Raw genomic sequence first — 23,430 nt, 5'->3', positions numbered from 1 at the left:
AGGTGAAGCGCTGATGAGCACCACCCGGGAGCAAGCTCCGGGCGACCGCGGGCCAGAGCCCCAAGGGGGCGGGTCCGCCGCCGTGCCGTCGGATTCCGACGACGCGGGATCCGTCACGTCCTCGCGCGTTCTCGCGCTCACCGGAGCGAGCGGCATCGTTCCGATGGCACGTGACTTCACCCGGCAGGCGCTCTATGACTGGGGCTGGCTTCCGGCGGCGACGGCCGAGGGCCGCGCCGCCGCCGAGGACGTCCTGCTCGTGGTCTCCGAGCTGGTGACCAACGCGTGCCTGCACGCCGAGGGGCCCGAGGGGCTGAAGGTGTCGCGCACCTCCAAGGTCCTGCGTCTTGAGGTCAGCGACCTCGGGGCGGGCCAGCCGGCGCCGCGCACTCCGCACCGCGCGGGCCGTCCCGGAGGGCACGGCATGTTCATCGTGCAGCGGCTGTGCCTCGACTGGGGCGTAGTGCGCACGCCGGGCGTGACCGGCAAGACGGTCTGGGCGGAACTCGCGGCACCCGCGTAACTCCCGTTCGCGGCCCCCTTCATGGTGACCGGCGGTTCGAACCGCCGGGCCACTGGCATGTCCGGACCTCGATCCGCCCTGTTCTGTGTCTTCCCTCGGCAAGGCCCCCGGCGTACCTTGCGCCCTATCTGATGCGCCGTCAGGAACGTGGCGGCCTCCGGCAGGACCGGCATGAGGGGGATTCGAGGTGCCATACCCGAAGCGGACAGCTCTCGCGCTGGCGGCGGCGGTCGCGGGTTCGGTGGTGCTGGTCACCGCCCCGGTGGCCCAGGCCTCCGTCGTGGACGTCAACTACGACTGCAAGACGCCGATCGGTGCGAAGAGCGCGGTGTCGCCCATCGACATCAAGGCGGTCCAGAACGGCGGTTCCTACCAAGTCACCATGTCGTTCCAGAAGGGCGTCTCCTCCAGCCCGGTCGCCCTCGGCCCGGGCGCGATGAACCCGAGTGCCACGATCACCCTCGGCGGCGCCGACAAGGGCGCCGTCGCCGTCTCGGGCCCCGCCAACTCCGCCGAGATCCCGGCCAACTCCCCCATAAAAATCAGTGACTTGTCGGGCACCTACGTCCCGAAGGCCAACGGCAAGGTCACCTTCACGGCGGGCGTCCTCACCATCAAGGCGCTCGGCACCACCACGACCTGCACCGCGAGCAACAGCCCTGGCCCCTCCCTCGAACTCGACGTCACCGGGGCCACCGGGGCCACCGGCGCCACCGGCTCCGGCGGCACTCCTGGGCCCTCCGCCCTGCCCAAGACGGGCCCGCTCGACTCGGCCGTCGCGCTCGGCACCCTCGGCGCCACCGTCGTCCTGGTGGGCGCGGCCGGCGTGCTCTGGCTCACCCGGCGCGGCCGGCGGGTCTGACCCCGCTGCGTACGCCCCCGGCACCCCCGCACCCCGCGCGTCCGAGGAGCCGCCGATGCGTCTGATCAGCCCGGTCCCCCCGGTCCTCGCGGTCCTGGCCCTGCTGCTGTGCGCGCTCTCGGCGCCCACCGCGCGGGCCGCGCCGCCGGCCAGTGAGGAGTGGACCGCCGCGCCCGCGTCCGGCGGCGGGTCCCGCCCGAGCGCCGGCGGCAGACCCTGCTTCTACCTGGAGGGCGCGCCCGGCACGGTTCTGGAGGACAGGCTCTCACTCACCAACCCCACCGGTGCCCCCCTCAAGGTCGCGCTGCGCGGGGCCCTCGCGTACAACAACGCCGACGGCTCCTTCGGCGCCCGCGCGACGCCCGATCCCTGGATCGCTCTGGCCGCGCCCGATGTGCGCGTCCCACCGGACACCCGCGCCGACGTGCCGTTCTCGGTCACCGTCCCGGCCGGCGCGCGGCCCGGCGACCACCCGGCGGTCCTCGTCGCCGTCGCGGGCGGACGCGAGGTGGACATCCGCCTCCAAGTCCGGGTCTCGGGGCCGACGTTGAGCGCGCTGACCGTCGAGTCCGTACGCGTCGACAAGCGCCACCACGTGATCCGGTACGCCCTGGTCAACCGGGGCAACACCGCCCTCACCCCGAGGCTCGCGGTCCGGGGCGACGGGGTGTTCGGGCGCGCCCTGGACCGCGCCCCGCGCGCCCTGCCGGTGGAGCTCCTGCCCGGGCAGCGCGTCGAGCTGAGCGAACCCTGGCCGCATCCGCCCGCCCTCGACCGGGTCGAGGTGCGCCTGGACGTCACGGCGGGCGGCGGCGCCCGGTCGAGCGCCACGGCGGACGTGACGTTCGTGCCGTGGGGCGCGGCCGCCGGCGCGGGCCCGGTGCTGCTCGGTGGCGCGGCCGCAGCGTGGCTCGCGGTCCTGCGCGGACGGCGGACGCGCGCGCTCATGTCGCCTCAAACGCCGGAGCCGGAACGTGAGTTGGCGCAGACAGGAGCCCGTCGGTGAAGCCGCACCTGAGAGGTCGCGCGTCGGCGCTCGCCCGCCGTGCCCTGCTCGGCCTCCTCGCGCTGCCGATGGCGGCCCTCGCGATCCTGCCGGCCTGTGCGCCCTCGTACGCGGACGGCGGGAAACCGGCGGTCACGCTGTCCACGGCCGAGGCCGCCAAGGGCGCCGACGTCACCGTCACCGGCAGCGGCTGGCGGCCCGGGGCGCTGCTCATGCTGCTGGTCTGCGGGCAGTCCGACCCCGCCCGGGGCGTCATCGGCGGCACCAACTCCTGCGCCAACGCGGACGGCCAGGCCGTCACCACCGACGCCGGTGGCTCCTTCAGCAAGGTGCTCACGGCGGCGCCGCCGCCCAAGCCCTGCCCCTGCGTCGTCCATGTGGCCACCGTGCAGGGCGAACCCGTCCTCGTGGACACCGAGCTGAAGATCTCGGGGCATCCGGTGGCGCCGCTGCCCGACCAGGCGGGCGACGGCAGACTCGCCGTGCTGGCCGAGCCCCGCCTCGACGGCGGGGGCTCGGTGCTGACCTGGTTCGGCGCGCCGCCCGCGCGCACCCTGGTCTTCACCGTCGGCAACCTCGGCTCGGCGCCCGTCAAGGACCCGGTCTTCCAACTCGGCACCTCCCACGGCGTGTTCGCGCCGCAGTGGGAGGAGCGCCAGTGGAAGGGCACCATCGAGCCCGGCAAGAAGGCCGAGATCAAACTCGACGTCGAGCTGTCGGCCGGTGCCCACGGCGACTACCAGGTCTCGCTCCAGTACGCCAAGAAGCTGCTCGCCACCGAACCCTGGGGCGTCGGCCGGCCCTGGGGCGTCACGCTCTTCTGGCTCCTGCTCTGCCTGGTGGTGCCCGCCGCCGTCTTCCGGATCGGCATGGCCGTCGTCGACCGCGTCCGGCCGCGTGCGGGCAGGCGCGGGACGCCGCCCGCCGCGCCCGGCCCGGGCCCCGAGCCCGCCCGGGCCACCACCACGGCCGTACTGCCCTGGTTCACCCCTGACTCCGCACCGTCCAAGAACCACCCCAACCGTCCGAACGGCCCCACGACGAAGGGAAATTCGTGACCACGCAACGGAGGATGAGCGCGGCCGGTATCGCGCTGATGCTCGGCGGCGCGGGGATCATGCTGGCCGCAGGCCCCGCACAGGCAGCCGAAGTCTCGTACGCCACCGAGTGCATACCGCCGTCCATCTCCGGCCTTCCGCCGGTCGAGGGGACGACGAAGGTGCAGATCACCGCGCCCGCCACGGCCAAGGTGGGCGACGAGGTGGATGTCGTCTGGAAGTTCACCCAGGCCGCGTCGAACAACCCCAATGTCCTGGACCTCAACAAGGACGTCGTCCAGCCGACCGGCACCCTCAAGGCGGCGGGCGCGCAGAGCGCCGACATCGCCATGAAGGGCCCCCGGAGCAATCCGCCGATCCCCAAGAACAGCCCGATGGTCCTGTCGGACATGACGGCCAAACTGAAGCTGACCAAGGCCGGTGACGTCACCCTGACGCCCGACGCGTACAACATCAACGTCAACCAGATCATGTCGACCGACACCAAGTGCACCCCGAAGGCGACGGTCGGCGTCGGCGCGACGATCAAGGTCACGGACGCGGGCGGCACCACCGGAGGGACCTCGGGCGGCTCGACGACCGGGGGCACGACCGGGTCCACGACCGGCGGCGCGACGTCCGGCGGCACCAGCGGCTCGACCACATCGGGCTCCACGGCGTCCGGGGGGACCACGGGGGCGACCACGTCCGGCGGCGCGGCGTCGGGTGGCACCACCGGCTCGACGGCCTCCGGCGGGAGCACCGGCGGTGGTGACGGGCAGAGCGACTTCCCCGGCAAGGAGGTCGCCGTCGACTTCGCCTGCACCGCGCCGGGGCCGGCCAGCATCCAGTCCAAGGTGACCATCAACGCCAAGAAGAGCGGCGGGAGTTACGCCCTCGCCGTCAAGACGGCCAAGGGTGTCATGAACAGCCCGGCCGACCTCCCGGCGGGCGCGCTCAAGCCGTCCATGCAGGTCACCGTCGGCGGCGCCGACAAGGGCACGGTGGCCGTCACGGGCCCCGCCAACCCCGACCCCGTCAAGGCGGGCGCCCCGGTGAGCCTCAGCGACATGACCGGCACCTACAAGCCGGGTGCGTCGGGGAAGTCCACGCTGAGCCCCGGTGATCTGTCCATCGACGTCACTCTGGGCGGCGCGCCCATCCACATCCCGTGCAAGGTGTCCGGCTCCGCGCCGGTCTCCCTTGAGCTTGACACGTCCGCCCAGCCCGGCGGCGCGGCCGGCGGCAGCGGCTCGGCGACCACCGCGGGCTCCGGGGGCGCGGCGTCCACTTCCACCTCCGGCGGCCTCGCCCAGACCGGCGCGAGCGGCACGGGCGCCCTGCGCGCGCTCGGCCTGGTCGCGGGCACCGTCGTCCTGCTCGGCGGCGCGGTCTTCACCTTCACCCCCTGGCGGCGGCTGCGGGGCCGGTCCTAGGGCCGGGAACGGCGAAGGGCCGCCGCACCGTGGGGTGCGGCGGCCCTTCGCCGTGGTGGGGCGGTGCTAGTGCACGCCGCCCATGAGCGGCTGGACCTTCTTGCGGTACATGAAGATCGCGACACCGGCGAGGACGGCGAGGCCGCCCTGGCTGGCGAACCAGTACGAGGAGTCGGTCGGCGCGCCGACCAGCTGGAGCAGCGCGATGACCGAGTCGCCGGCCGTGACGGCCAGGAACCAGACACCCATCATCTGGGAGGCGTACTTCTCCGGCGCCAGCTTGGTGGTCAGCGAGAGGCCGACCGGGGAGAGCGTCAGCTCACCGACGGTCTGGATCAGGTAGACCATGCACAGCCACAGCGGGGTGACCTTGACGCCGCCGGAGGAGGCGGCCTGGGCCAGCATCATCACGAAGAACGACAGGCCGATGAGCGTGAGGCCGAAGGCGAACTTCGACAGCGTGCTCGGCTCCTGGCGGCGCTTGTTCAGGTACACCCAGAGCCAGGCGAAGACCGGGGCCAGCGCCATCACGTACAGCGGGTTCAGGGACTGGAACCAGCTGGAGGGGAAGTTCAGGCCGAACAGGGTGTTCGCGGTGTTGTTCTGCGCGAACACGCTGAGGGTTGAGCCGGTCTGGTCGTAGATGCCCCAGAAGACGGCCGCGGCCACGAAGAACCAGACGTACGCCGACATCCGCGACTGCGAGACCTCGTCGAGGTCCTTGTCCCGCTTGATGCGCAGCAGGTACCAGGCCGGGATGACGAGACCGGCGATGGTCAGCGGCCAGATCGCCCAGTCCACCGTGAAGTGGCCCGAGACCGCGAGGGCGCCGTAGGCGACGACCGCGACGGCCAGCCACATAAGGATCTTCTTGATGACCGAGGCGCGCTCGGACTCGGACATCGGCGTCGGCACGACGTCGCTGTCCGCCGACATGTGGCGGGTACCGAGGAAGAAGAACAGCAGACCCAGGGCCATGCCGACACCGGCGAGGGCGAACCCGAAGTGCCAGTTGACCTTCTGGCCGACGGTGCCGATGGTCAGCGGGGCGGCGAAGGCACCGAGGTTGATGCCCATGTAGAAGACCGTGAAGCCACCGTCGCGGCGCGGGTCGTTCTTGTCCGGGTAGAGGTGGCCGACCATCGTGGAGATGTTGGCCTTCAGTAGACCCGAACCGAGCGCGATGGCCGCGAGACCTATGAAGAAGGAGATCTCGACCGGCACGGCCAGGAGGAAGTGGCCGATCATGATGATCGTGCCGCCGACGGCCACGGTCTTGCGGGCGCCCCAGGCGCGGTCGGCGAGCCAGCCGCCCGGCAGGGCGAGCAGGTACACCATCGCGTTGTAGACCGAGTAGATCGCGGTGGCCGTGGCCATGTTGAACCCGAGCCCGCCCTGGGACGCCGGGGCGACCAGGTAGAGCACGAGCAGGGCCCGCATGCCGTAGAAGCTGTAGCGCTCCCACATCTCCGTCATGAAGAGGTTGGCCAGGCCGCGGGGGTGGCCGAGGAAGGTCTTCTCGGTGCCAGTGATACTGGCCGAGTCCTTCGTCAGGCTGGACGCCATGGTCGATCCTTGCTTGCTCGGGACGCGCGCTTCGTGAGCGTTGAACCGCGCCCGGTGGGGGAAGGCCGGCACCGGCATGGCGACTGTCCACCCAACGCCTTTGGGGCCCGGCTCCGTGGGGGAGACCGGGAAGGACAGACCACACCGGGATCCACGCCCCGTGCGCTGGTCGCGCTGGGGCCCGGCCCGTAGGTCATTCACTGATCTCAGGACTGGCCAGGCCGGTCCTGTGCAAAAAACAGACCCTTGGCGCGCCAACGGGCCAAAGGTCCATGAGTAGTGCTATAGGCGTCGGGACACCATACGTCACCACAGTGCGGCATATGGAAGGACTTGAGACATGGATCACAGGTATCCCTGGAACCGCTCACCCTGTTTCGAAGGTGTTCAACAAGATCACTCCATGGACCCGCAGGGCGGGTGGATCACCTGACGCATTGTCGCCGCCGCGGACTACCATCACCCCCATGACCCGTGTACTGCTCGCCGAGGACGACGCGTCCATCTCGGAGCCACTGGCCCGCGCCCTGCGCAGGGAGGGTTACGAGGTCGAGGTCCGCGAGGACGGCCCGACCGCCCTCGACGCCGGACTACAGGGGGGCGCCGACCTGGTCGTGCTCGACCTGGGGCTTCCCGGCATGGACGGCCTTGAAGTCGCCCGGAGGCTGCGCTCCGAGGGACACACCGTCCCGATCCTCGTGCTCACCGCCCGCGCCGACGAGGTGGACACCGTCGTCGGCCTCGACGCCGGCGCCGACGACTACGTGACCAAGCCCTTCCGCCTGGCCGAACTGCTCGCCCGGGTCCGGGCGCTGCTGCGGCGCGGCGCCACCGAGCCCGCGCCCCAGCCCGCCACCCACGGCGTGCGCATCGACGTCGAGTCGCACCGGGCGTGGATGGGCGACGAGGAGCTTCAGCTCACCGCCAAGGAGTTCGACCTGCTCAGGGTCCTGGTGCGGGACGCGGGCCGGGTCGTCACCCGTGACCAGCTGATGCGCGAGGTCTGGGACACCACGTGGTGGTCCTCGACCAAGACGCTCGACATGCACATCTCGTGGCTGCGCAAGAAGCTCGGCGACGACGCGGCCAACCCGCGCTACATCGCCACCGTCCGCGGAGTCGGCTTCCGCTTCGAGAAGAGCTAGAGCACCGGGGCACATGCGCCGTCGACTGATCAACTCCACACTCGCGGTCGTTCTCGTGGTGATCGCGGTCTTCGGCGTCTCGCTCGTCATCGTCGAGACCCGCACCATCAGCAGCAGCGCCCAGGAGAGCGTCAACTCCGAGGCGCTGCGGCTGGTCTCCGTCATCGACAGCCGCACCCTGGCGAAAGAGACGATCAACTCCCAGGTCCTGAGCGACCAGATCGACCCCAAGCGCTACGCCCGCGTCGAGATCCCCGGCCGTCCGGTGATCGAGCTCGGTGAGAAGCCCGAGGGCACCGTCATCAAGGGCGTCGAGACCGGGGAGCGCGGAGAGTCCGTCCTGGTCGAGGAGGACCGCTCCACGGTGACCAGGGAAGTGGGCCGCACCCTGCTGATCATCGGCGCGGTGGCCCTGCTCGCCATCGTGTCCGCCGTGCTGCTCGCCGTGCGCCAGGCCAACAAGCTGGCCTCCCCGCTGACCGACCTCGCCGAGACCGCCGAACGGCTCGGCTCCGGCGACCCGCGCCCGCGCCACAAGCGGTACGGAGTGCCCGAGCTCGACCGGGTCGCCGATGTGCTCGACTCCTCGGCCGACCGGATCGGGCGGATGCTCACCGCCGAGCGCCGGCTCGCCGCGGACGCCTCGCACCAGCTGCGTACGCCGCTGACCGCGCTATCCATGCGCCTTGAGGAGATCGCCCTCACCGACGACATCGACACGGTCAAGGAAGAGGCCACGATCGCCCTCACCCAGGTCGAGCGGCTGACCGACGTGGTGGAGCGGCTACTCACCAACAGCCGTGATCCGCGCACCGGTTCCGCCGTGGTCTTCTCGCTCGACGAGGTGGTCAAGCAGCAGCTGGAGGAGTGGCGGCCCGCCTACCGCAGCGCGGGCCGCGCCATCGTGCGCTCGGGCAAGACCGGACTGCGCGCGGTCGGCACGCCGGGCGCGGTCGCCCAGGTGCTGGCGGCGCTGATCGAGAACTCCCTGATGCACGGCGGCGGCACGGTCGCGGTGCGGACCCGCGTCACCGGCAACCAGGCCGTGGTCGAGGTCACCGACGAGGGGCCCGGGGTGCCGCCCGACCTGGGCGCGCGGATCTTCGAGCGGACCATCAGCGGCCGCAACTCCACGGGCATCGGCCTCGCGGTCGCCCGCGACCTCGCCGAGGCCGACGGCGGCCGGCTCGAAATGCTCCAGCAGCAGCCGGCGGTGTTCGCGCTGTTCCTGAGCCGCGAGGCACGGGGGCGCAGGGAGCCCCAGAGCACGGCCACGATCCGCTGATCCGCCCCAAAGGGGCGGCGGGCCGGCTCAGCGCCCGGGCGGGCGGTCAGCCGGCCGGCGGCGGGCGGTCAGCGCTTGGCGGGGACGGCGGCGGGCCGGGGGGAGTCGAGAAACGATTCCGCCGTCTGGACCGCCTCCCTGGCCGGCAGCGCGCGGAACACCCAGGTGCGGTAGGACCAGAACCGGAACAGCGTGCCGAGGCCGATGCCGAGGAACTTGAAGAAGTTGTTCTGCCACGGGCTGTTCCACTCGAACCCGTACGTGGCCACGTAGAGGATGCCGTTCTCGATCACCGCGCCGACCACGCTGAACAGCAGGAACAGGGTCAGCTCGCGGGCCCGGCCGCTCTTCTCGCGGTCACGGTAGGCGAAGTAGCGAAACCCCACGTAGTTGAAGGCGATCGCGATCCCGGTGGCCAGCAGGCTGGCGCGCACCACCTGGAGGTCGGTGGAGTGCCGCAGCAGGTTGAAGGCGCCCATGTTGACCAGCACCCCGAGCCCGCCGACGGCGCCGAACTTGGCGACCTCGCGTACGAGCAGTCGCAGTCGCGAAGGCGACGCGCCCTGTGCACTCATGGTGATCGCCGGCCCCGTCCGAGTAGGTGTGCTTGTCACTTCAGCCGTGTGAATGGGCTGCTTGTCGTGTCGGTCAACCCGCCCATGCTAACCACCCCCTCGCCGTCGTGCCCCGCGCGAGCCCCACAAGCCCGGTGCGACCCGGCCCCTACGGGCGCCCCGGCGGCGCCCGATACCCTGGGGGTGTGACGTTCCCGGTAGTCGGCATGGTCGGCGGCGGTCAGCTCGCCCGCATGACCCACGAGGCGGGCATCCCCCTCGGCATCAGATTCAAGCTCCTCAGTGACACCCCCCAGGACTCGGCGGCCCAGGTGGTGAGCGAGGTCGTCGTCGGCGACTATCGCGACCTGGACACGCTGCGTGACTTCGCGCGCGGCTGCGACGTGATCACCTTCGATCACGAGCACGTACCCACCGAGCACCTGCGGGCCCTGGAAGCGGACGGCGTCGTCGTCCGGCCGGGGCCCGACGCGTTGGTGCACGCCCACGACAAGGGGGTGATGCGCGCCAGGCTGAGCGCCATCGGCGCCCCCTGCCCCCGGCACCGCGTCGTGGCCGACCCGGCCGACGTGACGCGGTTCGCCGATGAGGGCGACGGCTTCCCCGTCATCCTCAAGACGGTGGTGGGCGGCTACGACGGCAAGGGCGTGTGGTTCGTACGCTCCGAGGCCGACGCGGCGGACGCCTTCAAGGCGGGCGTGGACGTGCTGGCCGAGGAGAAGGTGGACTTCGTACGGGAGCTGGCGGCCAACGTCGTGCGCTCGCCGCACGGCCAGGCGGTGGCCTACCCCGTCGTGGAGTCGGTCCAGGTCGACGGGGTGTGCGACACGGTGATCGCGCCGGCGCCCGACCTCGACGACGACCTGGCGGGCGAGGCCCAGCAGCTCGCCCTGCGCATCGCCTCCGAGCTCGGCGTCGTCGGCCACCTCGCGGTCGAGCTGTTCGAGACGCGCGACGGGCGCATCCTCGTCAACGAGCTGGCGATGCGCCCGCACAACTCCGGCCACTGGACCCAGGACGGCGCGATCACCTCGCAGTTCGCCAACCACGTCCGCGCCGTCCTCGACCTGCCCCTGGGCGACCCGCGCCCTCGGTCGAAGTGGACGGTGATGTGCAACGTGCTGGGCGGCGACTACCCCGACATGTACTACGCGTACCTGCACTGCATGGCCCGCGACCCGCAGCTCAAGATCCACATGTACGGCAAGGAAGTGAAGCCCGGCCGCAAGGTGGGCCACGTCAACACCTACGGCGACGACCTCGCCGACGTCCGCGAGCGGGCCCGCCACGCGGCCGACTACCTCAAGGGAACGATCACCGAATGAGCAGCGCTTCTGTCAACGGTCCCGTCGTCGGCATCGTCATGGGCTCGGACTCCGACTGGCCGGTCATGGAGGCCGCGGCCAAGGCCCTGGAGGAGTTCGAGATCCGGTACGAGGTCGACGTGGTCTCGGCCCACCGCATGCCGCGCGAGATGATCGCGTACGGCGAGAACGCCGCCGACCGGGGCCTCAAGGCGATCATCGCGGGCGCGGGCGGCGCGGCCCACCTGCCGGGCATGCTGGCCTCGGTGACCCCGCTCCCGGTCATCGGCGTACCCGTGCCGCTGAAGTACCTGGACGGCATGGACTCGCTGCTCTCCATCGTGCAGATGCCGGCGGGGGTGCCGGTGGCCACCGTCTCGGTGGGCGGCGCGCGCAACGCGGGCCTGCTCGCGGCCCGCGTCCTGGCCGCGCACGACCCCGAACTCCTCGTCCGCATGCGGGAGTTCCAGCAGGAGCTCAACGACCAGGCGACCGAGAAGGGCAAGCGGCTGCGCACCAAGGTCGAGGGCTCGGGCGCCTTCGGATTCGGAAAGTGAGCGCCATGAGTGCGGGCCTGCCCCATCTCGACGAAGCCCGGGCCCTGCTCGCCCGCCACCCCGTGGCCGACGGCCACAACGACCTGCCGTGGGCGCTGCGCGAGAAGGTCCGCTACGACCTGGACCGCTGCGACCTCGCGGGCGATCTGCGCGGCCGCACCCACACCGACATCCCCCGGCTGCGGGCCGGCGGGGTCGGCGCGCAGTTCTGGTCCGTGTACGTGCGGACCGACCTGGCGGGTGACGAGGCGGTCAGCGCGACCCTGGAGCAGATCGACTGCGTCGACCAGATGCTGGCGCGCCACCCCCTGGACCTGGTGCCCGCGCTCACCGCCGACGACATGGAGGCGGCGCGCGCCGAGGGCCGCATCGCCTCTCTGAAGGGCGCCGAGGGCGGCCACTCGATCAACGAATCCCTCGCCACGCTCCGGGCCCTGTACGCGCTCGGCGTGCGCTACATGACGCTGACCCACAACGACAACCTGGCGTGGGCGGACTCGGCGACGGACGAGCCGAACGTGGGCGGGCTCTCGCCCTTCGGCCACGAGGTCGTCCGCGAGATGAACCGCATCGGCATGCTGGTCGACCTCTCGCACGTGGCGGCGAGCACGATGCGGGACGCGCTGTCCACGTCGGTGGCGCCGGTGATCTTCTCGCACTCCTCCGCGCGGGCGATCTGCGACCACCCGCGCAACATCCCGGACGACGTGCTCGCCCTGCTGCCCGGCAACGGGGGCGTGGCCATGGCCACCTTCGTCCCGAAGTTCATCCTGCCGGCGGCGGTGTCCTGGACGCAGGCGGCCGACGACAACCTGCGGGCGCACGGGCTGCACCACCTCGACACCTCGCCGAAGGCCATGGAGCTCCACGAGGCGTTCGAGGCGGCGCATCCCCGGCCGGTCGCGACGGCGGCGACGGTGGCGGACCACCTGGACCACATGCGGGAGGTCGCGGGGGTGGACCACATCGGGCTCGGCGGCGACTTCGACGGCACGGCGTTCACGCCGTCCGGCCTCGACGACGTCTCGGGCTACCCGAACCTGGTGGCCGAGCTGCTGTCCCGTGGCTGGTCCTCGGCGGACCTGGCGAAGCTGACGTGGTCGAACGCGGTGCGGGTGCTGCGGGACGCGGAGTCCGTCTCCCGCGAACTCCGCCCGCTGCGGGGCCCGTCCAACGCGACCCGGGCGACCCTGGACACGTAGGGCTCCGCCGCGGGGTGCGGGTAGGTGGGGGGGTGGTCGCGCCTTGCCTGCGCGTGCGGGCAGGTGGCGCGGATTGCCCTTTGCTTGCGCGTGCGGGTGGGTGGGGGCTGGTCGCGCAGTTCCCCGCGCCCCTGGTGGGGCTGGTGCTGGCCCATTCCGGCACCGTCAGCCCGTCCGGCGATTGAGGACGAGGGCCGTTCCGGCTGAACGGGGTTCGGGGGGTCCCCCGAACGGACCGTTCGTCGCGACCTTGCCGCGTCCACGTGAAACCGTGACGCTACTGCCGTCACCGCCGACCCGGGAGCCCGTCATGGCAGAGTTGCAGGACGACCCCCAGAACACCTCGGCGATCGGCGACCTCGATTCGCCGACCTCCACCCCGCCCCAGCCGATACCCCCCGCGGAGTCCGGCGACGAAGGCCTCGACCGCGCCCGGGCCCTGCTCGCCGCGCACCCCGTGGCCGACGGGCACAACACCCTGGCCAAAGCGCTCGCCCAGACCCCCTGGCACGACCTGGAGGTCGGAGAGAGCGCGCTGGACACGGACATCCCCCGGCTGCGGGCCGGCGGGGTGGGTGCCCAGTTCTGGGCGCTGACCGCCGACACCGACGGAGCCGACCCGGCCGGCGTCACCCTGGAGCGCCTTGACCGGATCCGCTCGCTCATCGCCTCCTGCCCGCAGTGGCTGCGCCTCGCGCTGACCGCGGGCGACCTCGCCGACGCCCGCAACTGCGGCCGCATCGCCTCGTTCCTCGGCCCGGTGGCCGCGCACGCGATCGGCGATTCGCTGGGCACGCTGCGCTCGTACCACTTCCTGGGCGTACGGGCCCTCGCCCTGAGCCTGGGCACCCGCTGGACCGAACCGAAACTCACGCGCTTCGGCCTAGAAGTGGTACGCGAGGCGAACCGGCTCGGGATACTGCTCGACCTGTCGGGAGCCACCGAGGGCACCTGGCGCCGCACCATCGACGCCTCCGCGGCGCCCGCCCTGCTCTCGCACTCGGCGGCCGCCTCGCTCACCCCGCATCCGCTGAACGCGAGCGACGAGCTGCTGGCCGAGCTCGGCGCGCACGGCGGGGTGTGCCTGGTGAGCTTCGCCCCGGAGCAGATCGCACGCGCCGGCGCGCCCGTCTCCGTACAGGACGTGGCCGACCACATCGAGCGGGTACGGGACCTGGCGGGACCGGGTCACGTGGGGCTCGCGGGAACGTACGGTCTGGTCACGGGCGCCCCGCGCGCCCAGGGCCTGGAGGACGCCTCGTGCTATCCGACCCTGATCGTGGAACTCCTCGAAAGGGGCTGGACCGAAGCCGAGGTCGCGGCGCTGACCTGGGAGAACCTGGTCCGGGTCGTACGGGACACGGAGTTCACGGCCCGCGCCACCGCGCCGCGCCGCGCACCGTCGAGCGCGACGATCGAGGACCTGGACGGCCCGTCGGCCCCCGGAAAACCCCCGGCGGCCGAACGCTGAGGAACCCGGCGCGTCAGGCGCGCGGGCGGCCCATCGCGCGGTAGGTCCAGCCCGCCTCGCGCCACTTGACCGGGTCGAGCGCGTTGCGTCCGTCCAGGATGATGCGGGAGGCGGCGGCCCCGGCCAGCTCGGCGGGGTCGAGGTCGCGGAACTCGCGCCACTCGGTCAGGTGCAGGACCACGTCGGCGCCGCGTACGGCCTCGACGGCGGAGGCGGCGTACCCCAGCGTCGGGAAGAGGCGGCGGGCGTTGTCCATGCCCTTGGGGTCGTACACGGTGACCTGGCCGCCCTGGAGGTGGATCTGCCCGGCGACGTTGAGCGCGGGCGAGTCCCGTACGTCGTCGGAGTCCGGCTTGAACGTGGCGCCGAGCACCGCGACGCGCTTGCCGAGGAACGTCTCGCCGCCGACCGCCTCGCGGGCCAGCTCCACCATGTGGCCGCGGCGGCGCATGTTGACCGAGTCGACCTCGCGCAGGAAGGTCAGCGCCTGGTCGGCGCCGAGCTCGCCGGCGCGCGCCATGAACGCCCGGATGTCCTTGGGCAGGCAGCCGCCGCCGAAGCCGATGCCGGCCCGCAGGAACTTCTTCCCGATGCGCTCGTCGTGGCCGATCGCCTCGGCCAGCTTCACCACGTCGCCGTCGGCGGCCTCGCACACCTCGGCCATCGCGTTGATGAAGGAGATCTTGGTGGCGAGGAAGGAGTTGGCGGCGGTCTTGACCAGCTCGGCCGTCGGGAAGTCGGCCACCACGAAGGGCGAGCCCTCGCCGATGGGACCCGCGTACACCTCGCGCAGTATCTTCTCGGCGCGCTCGCTCTCGACGCCCACCACGATCCGGTCCGGGTGCAGGGTGTCGTCGACGGCGAAGCCCTCGCGCAGGAACTCCGGGTTCCACGCCAGCTCCACGCCCTCGGGGAGCATCGTGGAGAGCCGGGCCGCCGAGCCGACCGGCACGGTCGACTTGCCGACGACGAGCGCCCCGGCCGCCAGGTGCGGCGCGAGCGAGCCGAAGGCGGACTCGACGTAGCTCATGTCACAGGCGTACTCGCCGTGCTTCTGCGGGGTGTTGACGCAGACGAAGTGCACATCGCCGAACGCGCCGGCCTCCTCCCAGGAGGTGGTGAAGCGCAGCCGCCCGCTCGCCCCTTCGATGCCCGCGACGTGCCCCCGCAGCAGCTCTTCGAGCCCGGGCTCGAACATCGGGACGCGGCCCTGCGCCAGCATCTCGATCTTCTCCGGCACCACGTCGAGCCCCAGCACCTCAAAACCCAGCTCCGCCATGGCCGCGGCATGGGTGGCGCCGAGGTATCCGGTGCCGATCACGGTGATCTTGAGGGCCATGCGGTGCTCCTGGAGGTGCGGGCTCGGTGGACGGACCCGAAAAAATGGACGGGCCCGGCGCGGGCGGCAAACGCGCTGACCGAGCATAGTCCGACGCCGGACCGGGCCCCAGAGGGGCTGTCGCCAAACTCACGTATGCCTGCGGCGCCCGGGCCCTCTAAAATTAGGTTACTTAACGGTAGTTAGCATCCCTTGGGGAGTGAGTGACCTTGGCCGGAACGGCTGGAAACGCAGGAAACGCAGGGTTCGACCTGTACCGCCCGTCCGAGGAGCACGACATGCTCCGCGACGCCATCCGCTCGCTCGCCGAGGCCAAGATCGGCCCGTACGCGGCCGAGGTCGACGAGCAGGCCCGCTTCCCGCGCGAGGCGCACGACGCGCTGGTCGCCAACGACCTGCACGCCGTGCACGTCCCCGAGGAGTACGGGGGCGCCGGGGCCGACGCGCTCGCGACCGTCATCGTGATCGAAGAGGTCGCGCGGGTCTGCGCCTCCTCCTCACTCATCCCGGCCGTCAACAAGCTCGGCTCGCTCCCGGTGATCCTCTCCGGCTCCGAGGAGCTGAAGAAGAAGTACCTCGGCCCGCTCGCCAAGGGCGAGGGCATGTTCTCGTACTGCCTCTCCGAGCCGGACGCCGGCTCGGACGCCGCGGGCATGAAGACCAAGGCCGTGCGCGACGGGGACTTCTGGGTCCTCAACGGCGTGAAGCGCTGGATCACCAACGCCGGTGAGAGCGAGTACTACACGGTCATGGCCGTGACCGACCCCGAGAAGCGCTCGAAGGGGATCAGCGCCTTCGTCGTCGAGAAGTCCGACGAGGGCGTCTCCTTCGGCGCCCCCGAGAAGAAGCTCGGCATCAAGGGCTCGCCGACCCGCGAGGTCTACCTCGACAACGTCCGCATCCCCGCCGACCGCATGATCGGCGAGGAGGGTACGGGCTTCGCGACCGCCATGAAGACCCTGGACCACACCCGCATCACCATCGCGGCCCAGGCCATCGGCATCGCGCAGGGCGCCCTGGACTACGCCAAGGGGTACGTCCAGGAGCGCAAGCAGTTCGGCAAGGCGATCGCCGACTTCCAGGGCATCCAGTTCATGCTGGCCGACATGGCCATGAAGCTGGAGGCGGCCCGCCAGCTCACCTACGCCGCCGCCGCGAAGTCCGAGCGCCTGGACGGCGACCTGACGTTCTTCGGCGCCGCCGCCAAGTGCTTCGCGTCGGACGTGGCCATGGAGGTCACCACCGACGCGGTCCAGCTCCTCGGCGGTTACGGCTACACCCGCGACTACCCGGTCGAGCGCATGATGCGCGACGCGAAGATCACGCAAATTTATGAAGGTACGAATCAGGTTCAGCGCATCGTCATGTCGAGGAACCTGCCGTAGCAGCGTTTTCGCAGGTCAGCCCTCTTCCCGGGCGATCGGGGAACGGCTGTCGGGTTCCGGTCCGTTCGGGCCCGTTCCGAGCTGTTCCTGGGCGTCATGCTGAGGGAATCCTGGGCGGAGACTGGGCCCTAAACGCTTGCTGACCTGCAAAAACAAGAACTGCACGAGGGGCGGGCCGCTTCCTCCCAGGTGCTCCCGTACGTGGGGGCGAGCGCCGATGAGGTCAAGGCACTCCCCGAAATCGTCGTCACCGTGGCCGGTCGGGGAAGACGGGCCGACCGGCCACGGTCTTCACACTGCGCGATGACAGTTCCCCGCACTCCCCGGAACCGCACTCCGGCAGGGGCGTTCCTTTGCTGGTCAGCGGTTCAAGTCCCGGTACTCCTCCAACAGGCGCAGAGCGGGGGCGAATATGCCACGCCCCACACCTCGGCACCGTTCGTCAAGCGGCAGTGCCCACACGTCCCAGCACGACATGCAGCGCATCACCGCCGAGTGCTCGAGATCGCGCTCCGTGCTACCTCCGCACAAGGGGCACTGCTGCATGACGACTCCCTACGCCGTGACGTCGAACTCGCCCAGCTTGGCACCGGGAAGGAAGTCCGCCCACTCGACGGCGGTGAACTCGACCGTCTGGCCCGTCGCGGAGTTGCGCACCGCGACCGTACCGGGAACGTTGGTCGCCACCTCAACGCACAACTTGTTGTTGTTGTCGTACTTGCACGCGCTGGACGTGCGGAATTCGAACTCGGGGACTGCGCTCATCGTGCCTATCCCTTCGCAGTGCATGCGGGGAAGCGGTCCCCGCGCCGACATGCTGGGTGCCTCGGCTTCCCTGGGTCCGAAGCGGTTTGCCCTCACTGCCCAGGGCAGCACCCCGTTGGGGGCGGACCGGGGCAAGAGCCTGAGCGTCAACTCAGGCGGGACACGTCCTGTCCCTGCTCTTGGCTTGTCCGGCTGGCGTCCCCATGCGCGTCAGGGATGCAGGGACACGTCCAGTAGTCCCAGGCGCCCCCGTTCGCCATGTCGAGGAACACACAGTTGCGGACGCCACAACACTTCGGGCAGTGGAGTGAGCCCCCGATGAACGCCTTGTCGAAGAACTCGACGATGTCCGCGTAGCGGGGGTCAACCCACCCAGTCACGGCTCGCAACGGTCGAGGAAACGGATGACGACTCCCCGGCGCCGCACCTCGGCCATAAAAGCGTAGGGGCCGAGCCCACGGGCGCCGGTTGTGATGATGGCCCCGTTCTCCGCAGCCACGCTGATGGCCAACCGGTACAGCGAGGTAAGTGCTTCGTCCGGACTCAGCTCCTGCGGCGTATACGTCGCATCCTGGCTCATGAGCGGTCGGTGGCGTCGAGACTGCCGAGCCGGATGACCTCGGCGAGCCTTTCCGCCAGGGACGCCGACAGCTGACCCACATCGACCCACGCCGTTCCCCTGCGGGACACCATGGGCCGCAAGTGGGACACCTGCGTCTGGCCCGCCCCCAGGTCAGACAGGGCAGTTCTGAGAGCGTCTGTGGCGTCCTGAGCGCGATCCCACGCCCCGCGCCACTCCTGCATGTCCATCACCGCTGCCTCCGCTTCGCGTGCGGGTGGTTCCGCACCTCCGCCGCAGCGTCGTAGGCGTCACTCCACCTCTTGGTCGTCCTGGCCTCTTCCAGCTCCCTCACGAGTGCCGCACAGACCCCGCAACCCTCTACCGGAGTGCAGTCGTACAGATACGCCTCCACCGCTCCCGCCAACTCCACGGGCGGTCGCGGGTACTTGAGCGGACTAGTCATGGCTTCCCCTCACGCATCGTTGCGGTGGGTTCCAGTCTGGGAAGGGTGGTGGCGCCGAAGAACCCGTGTTGCGGGATGTTGCGCGAATCCCTTGGTTCCCGTGACCATGACTGTCCCGCTCCGGCACAGTGAGTGCCGTGCAACAGCACGCAACGACTCTCTCCAGGGAGGCGCACTGTGGGTTACACCTTCATCGGCAAAGACCCGAGTCGGGCGAAGAGGGCTGTCCGGCCGTGTGGGTAGACGATGACCGGCGACTTCTCGTTCAGGGCCGTCACGCGGGCGTCGAGGTCCTGTCTCGGACGATCGCGGACTCACCCCGAGCAGACGATGAGTCACTGATCGTTCTCGAACCGAGGATGATCCCGCTTCTCAAGGAGGCCATTCGTGTCGCAGAGTCCATCGAGGTTCGCTGAACTCCTCGGGCAGACTCACCGCTACGCCCTCCACCTCGAAACGCGAGACTCCTACGCCGTACCTGGGGAGTCGCCTCGGTTCGATGCTGGCTGGCAGGGGAGCGCACGGACTGGGAGGACCGCGCGTCATGGTGGAGCAACTGGCACACCATGGTCAGCGAAGCCACTGAACGTGGAGTTGCCGTGCGGCGTGCCAGGGTGATCGGTGAACCCGCCTCGGACTACATCAGGTGGGAACACTTCATCACCTACGGCAACGTCGCTTGCGGCGAGGATGTTCGTTGGCTTCCACGCCGTCAGGCCTCGGATCTGGCGTTGCCCGGGAACGACGTGTGGATCTTCGATGACAAGATCGTTCAGTTCAACGTGTTCGATGGGAACAGCCGTTGGGCGCACACAGACTTCAACGAGGATGCTGCCGTAATCGCGAGATGCACGGCTATGTTCGAAGCAGTCTGGGAACGGGCCATCCCGCACGACAAGTACACGATCGCCTAACAGAACAGCGGCCAGTCGATGACCTCTCCACTGTCTACGTCCCAAGCGGCGCACAAGGCAGTTGCTGAACGCCTCAACCGCATGATGCACGAGGCCGGGCTATCGGGGGCTCAACTGGCCGCTCTCTGTGGATGGCACAGGGCCAAGACGCACCGCATTGTCCAGATGAAAGCGCTGCCCAAGCCTGCCGACATCCGGGCATGGTGTGCTGCCTGTGACCGCCCCGAAGAAGCCGACGCGATCATCGAGACGTCGCGGAACGCGAGGAACCTGTACGCCGAGTGGAAACAGGTCTACAAGGCGCGTGGCGGCATGGCCCAGACGCAACGCACAACCGACCTCTACCGCGAAACCCAGATGTTCCGCGTCTACAGCGGAAACGTCTACCCGGGCATGCTCCAAACGCCCGGGTACAGCCGTTCGATCCTCCGCAAGCTCCAACGGTTCTTCTCGCTGCCCGACGAAGTGGAGGCGGCCGTGGAGGCCCGACAGGAGCGATCGCACGGAGTCCTGCACGAGGGCCGCCACGTGCTCTCCGTCGTGATGGAGGAAGCGACCCTCTACGTGTCGATCCTCCCCGGCAACCTGCATGCCGAGCAGCTTCGGTACATGCTCTCCGTCATGGGCCGTCCGAACGTGTCTTTCGGGATCATCCCCTCTTACGCGCCTCGCGAAATCTGGCCCATCGAGACCTTCTATGCCTTCGACGCGGGGGAGGTGCGCATCGAGACGCTGACAGCACAGGTGAAGGTGACGAGCCGCCACGAGGTGCAGGAGTACCTACGGGCCTTTGCCTCCCTGTCTCGCAGCGCTGTCTATGGAGACGCGGCGCGACAGCTACTCCACAAGGCCATCCAGACCGCTGAAGGAACGCCCTAGGCGCGAGGCGCCAACTGGTCCGGTGGTGATCATGGGGAAATGCTGGGGCACCCTCTGCGAGGACGACGTCTTGCCAGGTCAGCGCGCTGGACGCCGTAAAGCACGCAAATCTACGAGGGCACCAACCAGGTCCAGAGCATCGTGATGTCGCGGAACCTGCCGTAGCGGCGGGCGAGTTGAAGAAGGGCCCGCGTTCGGCGCATGGCACGGATGCGGGCCCTTCGGCTGTGCGGGGCCGTCAGGTGCGGTCGGCGGCCTTGCGGCGGCGGGTCAGGACGACCGCGCCGGCGCCGAGGGCCACGGCCACGCCGCCTGCGAGGGCGAGCTGCGGCATGGCGGACGACGAGCCGGTCTTGGCCAGCGTGCCCGTCGCGCCCGGGGCGGCGGCGGCGGTGGTGCTGTTCAGCGGGGTGGCCGCGGCTCCGCCCTGCGCGGTGGGCGTCGAGCCGCCGCCGGCGGGCTTGGCGGCCGGCTTCGGGCGGTCCTTGTCGTCGACCGGCTGCGGCTTGGCGGTGTCGCCGTCCGTCTTGCTGCCGACGGGCAGCACCTTGAACTTGTAGCCCTTCATCGGGCCGTGAATGCACGGGTTGTACGCGTCGGAGGCGTCACCGGCGATCAGGGCGTCACCGTGGTCCGCCTTGGACGCGGCGTCGACCGTCAGGCGGACCTTCACCTCGATCGCGGAGCCGGGCTTCAGGCCGTTCGTGGCCCCGACCCGGGACGAGTGGTCGGCGGCGAGCTCCTTCCACACCGACCCGTCGAGCCACTGCGCCTTGGCCCCCTTGGCGGTGACGAGGAACAGCGGGTCCACGTCGAGGGTGCGGTCGGTGCCGTTGGTCACCTGGAAGGAGAAGTCGACCGAGGTGCCGGCCACGACCTGGGCCGGCAGCCCCTTCAGCTGCGAGGAGAGCTGCGGCAGCCAGACACACTTCCCGGCGGCCTCGAACGCGGCGGCCGCGTCCTTCTTGGCCTTCGCGGCGGCGTCCTTGGCCTTGGACAGCTCGCCGCCCTTGCGCAGGGCGGCCTTGCGCAGGGTGGCGAGGGCGTCCCCCTCGGTCTTCTGCTTGGCCTCGGCTGCCGCCGAGGCCGCGGCGGCCTCCTTGGCGGTGGCCTCGGCGTCGGTGACCGCCTTCCGCGCGGCCTCCTTCTGCTCGGTGCTCGCGGTCTCGGGGAGCCCGTCGAGCTTGGCCTTCGCGTCGGTCACGGCCTTGTCGGCTGCCGTCTCGGCCGCCTTGGCCTTGTCGGCGGCGGCGATCGCGTCCCGGAAGGCCGTGGCCTCGGGGGCTTCGTTCGTCATCAGCTTGTCGAGGAGGGCCTGCTGGTCGTTGTGGGCCTTGAGGGCCACGTCATAGGCCCTGGCCGCGTCGGCGGCGGCCTTTTTGAGGTCCGCGTAGGTGGACTTCTGCGTCTGCGCCGAAGAAGAGGGAGCGGTGTCCGCGGCGAACGCGGGGGACACCGAGAGCAGCACGGCCGGGGCGGTCACGGCGGCGGCGACGGTGGTGGCGAAAATGCGACGGATATTCAAGTGAGCCCTTTTCTGGGTCCGAAAAGCTGAGTCGTCAGCGCCGCGGTGTCATCACGCCGCGCGACGGCAGCGATCGTATGGCCGCAATTGGGGGCGGGAAAGGCAGTTGTCGGGCGGCGAGAAAGCGGTAGGCGGCGCTCCGTGGGAATTAATCCGCGCAAAACGGGACAGTTGCTCACGGTCCCTGTGCTTTTCCTGTGAGGCATGTCATGGGGGAGTGCCGGATGTGCCGCGCGCACGAGAAAGCCCGGCCTGCCGCATCCAAATGCGGCGGGCCGGGCCCAAATGCCGTGCCGTGCGGCTTACTTGACCGTCACCGCGTCGTCGTTCTTCAGCTCGTTCACCAACTGCGTGACCTTGCTCTTGTCCCACAGCAGCGAGGTCTGGGGGCCGTCGCCCGCCACCGGCATGTTCATCGAGATGCCGTCGCCGTTCGTGATGCCCTTCATCGCCCAGAACATGGAGCCGAGGTCGAACAGGCTCATGTCCTTGTCGACGATCAAGGTGTCGAGGCCCGCGCCCATCACCGGATACAGCTTGAAGGGATTCAGGACGGTCGAGGGCGTCGCCGTCTGACTGGCGAGCGCGGAAAGGAACTTCTGCTGATTCTTCGTACGCTCCAGGTCACCGGCCGCGTAACCGTGCCGGTTGCGCACGAAGGCGAGCGCCTGCTGCCCGTCGAGGGTCTGCTTGCCCTTCTTGAAGTCGGCCCCGGAGTCCTTGTCCTTGATGTCCTGCGGGATATCGATTTCCACGCCGCCGACCGCGTCCACGATGTTGGCGAACCCCGCGAAACCGATCTCGGCGTAATGGTCGATGTGCAGCCCCGTATTCGCCTCGATGGTCCGCACGAGCAGTTCGGGGCCGTCGATGGAGAACGCCGCGTTGAGCTTGTCCTTGCCCTTGGACGGGAACGACTTTCCGGAGTCGGACCCCTTGAAGCTCGGGATCGTCACCCACGAGTCGCGCGGCAGCGAGACCATCGTGTTCCCGTTGTCGCCCGTGTGCAGCAGGATCATCGAGTCCGTGCGCTTGCCCTCGGCCGAGCCGGTGTGCAGCTTCTTCTTCTCGTCGGCGGACATGCCGTCGCGCGAGTCGGAGCCGACGATCAGGTAGTTGGTGCCCTTGCCCTCGTCGGGCCGGTCGATGACCTTGGACAGGTCCACCTCGCGGCGCACCTTGCCGTCCGCCCAGAAGTACGTGGCGACCGAGGTCACCAGGAGCACGCCGACCAGGGTCAGCACGCCGATGGTGATGCGTCGGCGCCAGTTCGGCGCGGCGCCCGGCCGGCGTCCGGCGCCCCGGCGCGGTCCGCCGGGTCCGGCCGGGCCCCGGCCTCCCGGGCCGCCGCCACCGCCGTAGACGTGGCCCTCGCTGTAGCCGCTTTCGTACGAACCCTGTCCCGGCACACCGCCGCGCCGGCCGTGCGGGGGCTGCCCGTAGCCGTCGTCGTGGGCGGGCTGCTGCTGGGGGACGGGACGCTGGACGTGCCGCATCCGGCGCGCGCCCTCGGGCTGCGCGGCGGAGCTGCCGCGCCCGTAGGCGTCGCGGTCACTTCCGCGGGCGTTGCCATTGCCGGCGTCGGGCCAATCGTTCATGCCGTCCAGCATGCACGGCCACCCCTCGGGC

Annotated in this window: 21 protein-coding genes and 1 pseudogene; 14 read left to right on the top strand and 8 right to left on the bottom strand. The window is 70.3% G+C overall.

Going from position 1 to position 23,430, the window contains the following annotated elements:
- The first annotated feature begins 13 nt into the window (after window positions 1-13).
- The 5 genes from ACFYM2_RS33245 (at window position 14) to ACFYM2_RS33225 (ending at window position 4,864) form a co-directional block, all read left to right on the top strand.
- The gene (locus ACFYM2_RS33245; RefSeq protein WP_359004787.1) at window positions 14-523 is read left to right on the top strand and encodes an ATP-binding protein; all 510 of its coding nucleotides are present in this window, start codon (window positions 14-16) and stop codon (window positions 521-523) included.
- A 187-nt stretch (window positions 524-710) separates the two neighbouring features.
- On the top strand, window positions 711-1,385 hold the full coding sequence (locus ACFYM2_RS33240; protein WP_359004784.1) for a peptidase: 675 nt from the start codon (window positions 711-713) through the stop codon (window positions 1,383-1,385).
- 55 nt (window positions 1,386-1,440) lie between these two features.
- The gene (locus ACFYM2_RS33235; RefSeq protein WP_388841370.1) at window positions 1,441-2,391 is read left to right on the top strand and encodes a hypothetical protein; all 951 of its coding nucleotides are present in this window, start codon (window positions 1,441-1,443) and stop codon (window positions 2,389-2,391) included.
- Window positions 2,392-2,459: 68 nt separating this feature from the next.
- On the top strand, window positions 2,460-3,449 hold the full coding sequence (locus ACFYM2_RS33230) for a hypothetical protein (RefSeq protein ID WP_388841389.1): 990 nt from the start codon (window positions 2,460-2,462) through the stop codon (window positions 3,447-3,449).
- A 14-nt stretch (window positions 3,450-3,463) separates the two neighbouring features.
- Complete coding sequence (locus ACFYM2_RS33225; RefSeq protein WP_388841386.1) at window positions 3,464-4,864, top strand: hypothetical protein; 1,401 nt, start codon at window positions 3,464-3,466, stop codon at window positions 4,862-4,864.
- Between the two features lie 66 nt (window positions 4,865-4,930).
- Here ACFYM2_RS33225 and ACFYM2_RS33220 read toward each other — a convergent pair whose 3' ends face one another.
- Window positions 4,931-6,430, bottom strand: a complete 1,500-nt coding sequence (locus ACFYM2_RS33220; protein ID WP_359004778.1) for an oligopeptide:H+ symporter — start codon at window positions 6,428-6,430, stop codon at window positions 4,931-4,933.
- Window positions 6,431-6,897: 467 nt separating this feature from the next.
- Here ACFYM2_RS33220 and ACFYM2_RS33215 point away from each other — a divergent pair, with 467 nt between their 5' ends.
- Both ACFYM2_RS33215 and ACFYM2_RS33210 read left to right on the top strand, forming a co-directional pair.
- Window positions 6,898-7,575, top strand: a complete 678-nt coding sequence (locus ACFYM2_RS33215) for a response regulator transcription factor (RefSeq protein ID WP_100574199.1) — start codon at window positions 6,898-6,900, stop codon at window positions 7,573-7,575.
- A gap of 13 nt (window positions 7,576-7,588) precedes the next feature.
- Window positions 7,589-8,860 carry an ATP-binding protein gene (locus ACFYM2_RS33210; RefSeq protein WP_359004774.1) on the top strand — a complete coding sequence of 424 codons (1,272 nt, stop codon included), beginning with the start codon at window positions 7,589-7,591 and terminating at the stop codon, window positions 8,858-8,860.
- Between the two features lie 68 nt (window positions 8,861-8,928).
- On the opposite strand, the gene ACFYM2_RS33205 is transcribed toward ACFYM2_RS33210, so the two are convergent.
- Window positions 8,929-9,435, bottom strand: a complete 507-nt coding sequence (locus ACFYM2_RS33205) for a GtrA family protein (RefSeq protein ID WP_388841367.1) — start codon at window positions 9,433-9,435, stop codon at window positions 8,929-8,931.
- A gap of 134 nt (window positions 9,436-9,569) precedes the next feature.
- Between ACFYM2_RS33205 and ACFYM2_RS33200 the strand changes: the two genes are divergently transcribed.
- From ACFYM2_RS33200 to ACFYM2_RS33185, 4 genes are all read left to right on the top strand, one after another.
- The gene (locus ACFYM2_RS33200; RefSeq protein WP_359004826.1) at window positions 9,570-10,760 is read left to right on the top strand and encodes a 5-(carboxyamino)imidazole ribonucleotide synthase; all 1,191 of its coding nucleotides are present in this window, start codon (window positions 9,570-9,572) and stop codon (window positions 10,758-10,760) included.
- Window positions 10,757-11,296, top strand: coding sequence for a 5-(carboxyamino)imidazole ribonucleotide mutase (gene purE / locus ACFYM2_RS33195; RefSeq protein WP_359004769.1), 540 nt, complete (start codon window positions 10,757-10,759; stop codon window positions 11,294-11,296). The genes ACFYM2_RS33200 and purE overlap by 4 nt, the downstream gene beginning before the upstream one ends.
- A gap of 5 nt (window positions 11,297-11,301) precedes the next feature.
- A complete protein-coding gene (locus ACFYM2_RS33190) occupies window positions 11,302-12,498 on the top strand; it encodes a dipeptidase (protein WP_388841364.1) in 1,197 nt (398 codons plus the stop codon).
- 310 nt (window positions 12,499-12,808) lie between these two features.
- A complete protein-coding gene (locus tag ACFYM2_RS33185) occupies window positions 12,809-13,969 on the top strand; it encodes a dipeptidase (RefSeq protein ID WP_388841361.1) in 1,161 nt (386 codons plus the stop codon).
- A 13-nt stretch (window positions 13,970-13,982) separates the two neighbouring features.
- Here ACFYM2_RS33185 and ACFYM2_RS33180 read toward each other — a convergent pair whose 3' ends face one another.
- Complete coding sequence (locus ACFYM2_RS33180) at window positions 13,983-15,308, bottom strand: UDP-glucose/GDP-mannose dehydrogenase family protein (RefSeq protein WP_359004760.1); 1,326 nt, start codon at window positions 15,306-15,308, stop codon at window positions 13,983-13,985.
- A 209-nt stretch (window positions 15,309-15,517) separates the two neighbouring features.
- On the opposite strand from ACFYM2_RS33180, the gene ACFYM2_RS33175 reads away from it, so the two are divergent.
- Window positions 15,518-16,693, top strand: coding sequence for an acyl-CoA dehydrogenase family protein (locus ACFYM2_RS33175; protein WP_350230747.1), 1,176 nt, complete (start codon window positions 15,518-15,520; stop codon window positions 16,691-16,693).
- A 555-nt stretch (window positions 16,694-17,248) separates the two neighbouring features.
- On the opposite strand, the gene ACFYM2_RS33170 is transcribed toward ACFYM2_RS33175, so the two are convergent.
- From ACFYM2_RS33170 to ACFYM2_RS33160, 3 genes are all read right to left on the bottom strand, one after another.
- A complete protein-coding gene (locus ACFYM2_RS33170; protein WP_359004757.1) occupies window positions 17,249-17,458 on the bottom strand; it encodes a DUF397 domain-containing protein in 210 nt (69 codons plus the stop codon).
- Between the two features lie 376 nt (window positions 17,459-17,834).
- Complete coding sequence (locus tag ACFYM2_RS33165; RefSeq protein ID WP_359004754.1) at window positions 17,835-18,038, bottom strand: hypothetical protein; 204 nt, start codon at window positions 18,036-18,038, stop codon at window positions 17,835-17,837.
- Window positions 18,035-18,160, bottom strand: a complete 126-nt coding sequence (locus ACFYM2_RS33160) for a hypothetical protein (protein ID WP_359004752.1) — start codon at window positions 18,158-18,160, stop codon at window positions 18,035-18,037. Before ACFYM2_RS33160 ends, ACFYM2_RS33165 begins: the two co-directional genes overlap by 4 nt.
- A gap of 710 nt (window positions 18,161-18,870) precedes the next feature.
- Here ACFYM2_RS33160 and ACFYM2_RS33155 point away from each other — a divergent pair.
- Both ACFYM2_RS33155 and ACFYM2_RS33150 read left to right on the top strand, forming a co-directional pair.
- Window positions 18,871-19,397, top strand: a pseudogene (locus ACFYM2_RS33155) (DUF6879 family protein).
- A gap of 18 nt (window positions 19,398-19,415) precedes the next feature.
- Window positions 19,416-20,276 (top strand): helix-turn-helix transcriptional regulator, encoded by an 861-nt coding sequence (locus ACFYM2_RS33150; protein ID WP_359004750.1) that lies wholly within the window; start codon window positions 19,416-19,418, stop codon window positions 20,274-20,276.
- A 238-nt stretch (window positions 20,277-20,514) separates the two neighbouring features.
- On the opposite strand, the gene ACFYM2_RS33145 is transcribed toward ACFYM2_RS33150, so the two are convergent.
- On the bottom strand, window positions 20,515-21,801 hold the full coding sequence (locus ACFYM2_RS33145; RefSeq protein WP_388841357.1) for an LPXTG cell wall anchor domain-containing protein: 1,287 nt from the start codon (window positions 21,799-21,801) through the stop codon (window positions 20,515-20,517).
- A 302-nt stretch (window positions 21,802-22,103) separates the two neighbouring features.
- Window positions 22,104-23,399 (bottom strand): LCP family protein, encoded by a 1,296-nt coding sequence (locus ACFYM2_RS33140; protein WP_388841354.1) that lies wholly within the window; start codon window positions 23,397-23,399, stop codon window positions 22,104-22,106.
- Between the last annotated feature and the right edge of the window lie 31 nt (window positions 23,400-23,430).

It is taken from the genome of Streptomyces sp. NPDC006711, from assembly GCF_042869775.1.
GTDB lineage: Bacteria > Actinomycetota > Actinomycetes > Streptomycetales > Streptomycetaceae > Streptomyces.
This window is presented reverse-complemented; position numbering and strand designations above follow the sequence as displayed.

Coding starts and splice junctions, on each gene's coding strand:
- ACFYM2_RS33245 (WP_359004787.1), top strand. CDS start 14: ATGAGCACCACCCGGGAGCAAGCTCCGGGCGACCGCGGGCCAGAGCCC.
- ACFYM2_RS33235 (WP_388841370.1), top strand. CDS start 1,441: ATGCGTCTGATCAGCCCGGTCCCCCCGGTCCTCGCGGTCCTGGCCCTG.
- ACFYM2_RS33230 (WP_388841389.1), top strand. CDS start 2,460: ATGGCGGCCCTCGCGATCCTGCCGGCCTGTGCGCCCTCGTACGCGGAC.
- ACFYM2_RS33225 (WP_388841386.1), top strand. CDS start 3,464: ATGAGCGCGGCCGGTATCGCGCTGATGCTCGGCGGCGCGGGGATCATG.
- ACFYM2_RS33220 (WP_359004778.1), bottom strand. CDS start 6,430: ATGGCGTCCAGCCTGACGAAGGACTCGGCCAGTATCACTGGCACCGAG.
- ACFYM2_RS33215 (WP_100574199.1), top strand. CDS start 6,898: ATGACCCGTGTACTGCTCGCCGAGGACGACGCGTCCATCTCGGAGCCA.
- ACFYM2_RS33210 (WP_359004774.1), top strand. CDS start 7,589: ATGCGCCGTCGACTGATCAACTCCACACTCGCGGTCGTTCTCGTGGTG.
- ACFYM2_RS33205 (WP_388841367.1), bottom strand. CDS start 9,435: ATGAGTGCACAGGGCGCGTCGCCTTCGCGACTGCGACTGCTCGTACGC.
- purE (WP_359004769.1), top strand. CDS start 10,757: ATGAGCAGCGCTTCTGTCAACGGTCCCGTCGTCGGCATCGTCATGGGC.
- ACFYM2_RS33190 (WP_388841364.1), top strand. CDS start 11,302: ATGAGTGCGGGCCTGCCCCATCTCGACGAAGCCCGGGCCCTGCTCGCC.
- ACFYM2_RS33185 (WP_388841361.1), top strand. CDS start 12,809: ATGGCAGAGTTGCAGGACGACCCCCAGAACACCTCGGCGATCGGCGAC.
- ACFYM2_RS33180 (WP_359004760.1), bottom strand. CDS start 15,308: ATGGCCCTCAAGATCACCGTGATCGGCACCGGATACCTCGGCGCCACC.
- ACFYM2_RS33170 (WP_359004757.1), bottom strand. CDS start 17,458: ATGAGCGCAGTCCCCGAGTTCGAATTCCGCACGTCCAGCGCGTGCAAG.
- ACFYM2_RS33165 (WP_359004754.1), bottom strand. CDS start 18,038: ATGAGCCAGGATGCGACGTATACGCCGCAGGAGCTGAGTCCGGACGAA.
- ACFYM2_RS33150 (WP_359004750.1), top strand. CDS start 19,416: ATGACCTCTCCACTGTCTACGTCCCAAGCGGCGCACAAGGCAGTTGCT.
- ACFYM2_RS33140 (WP_388841354.1), bottom strand. CDS start 23,399: ATGAACGATTGGCCCGACGCCGGCAATGGCAACGCCCGCGGAAGTGAC.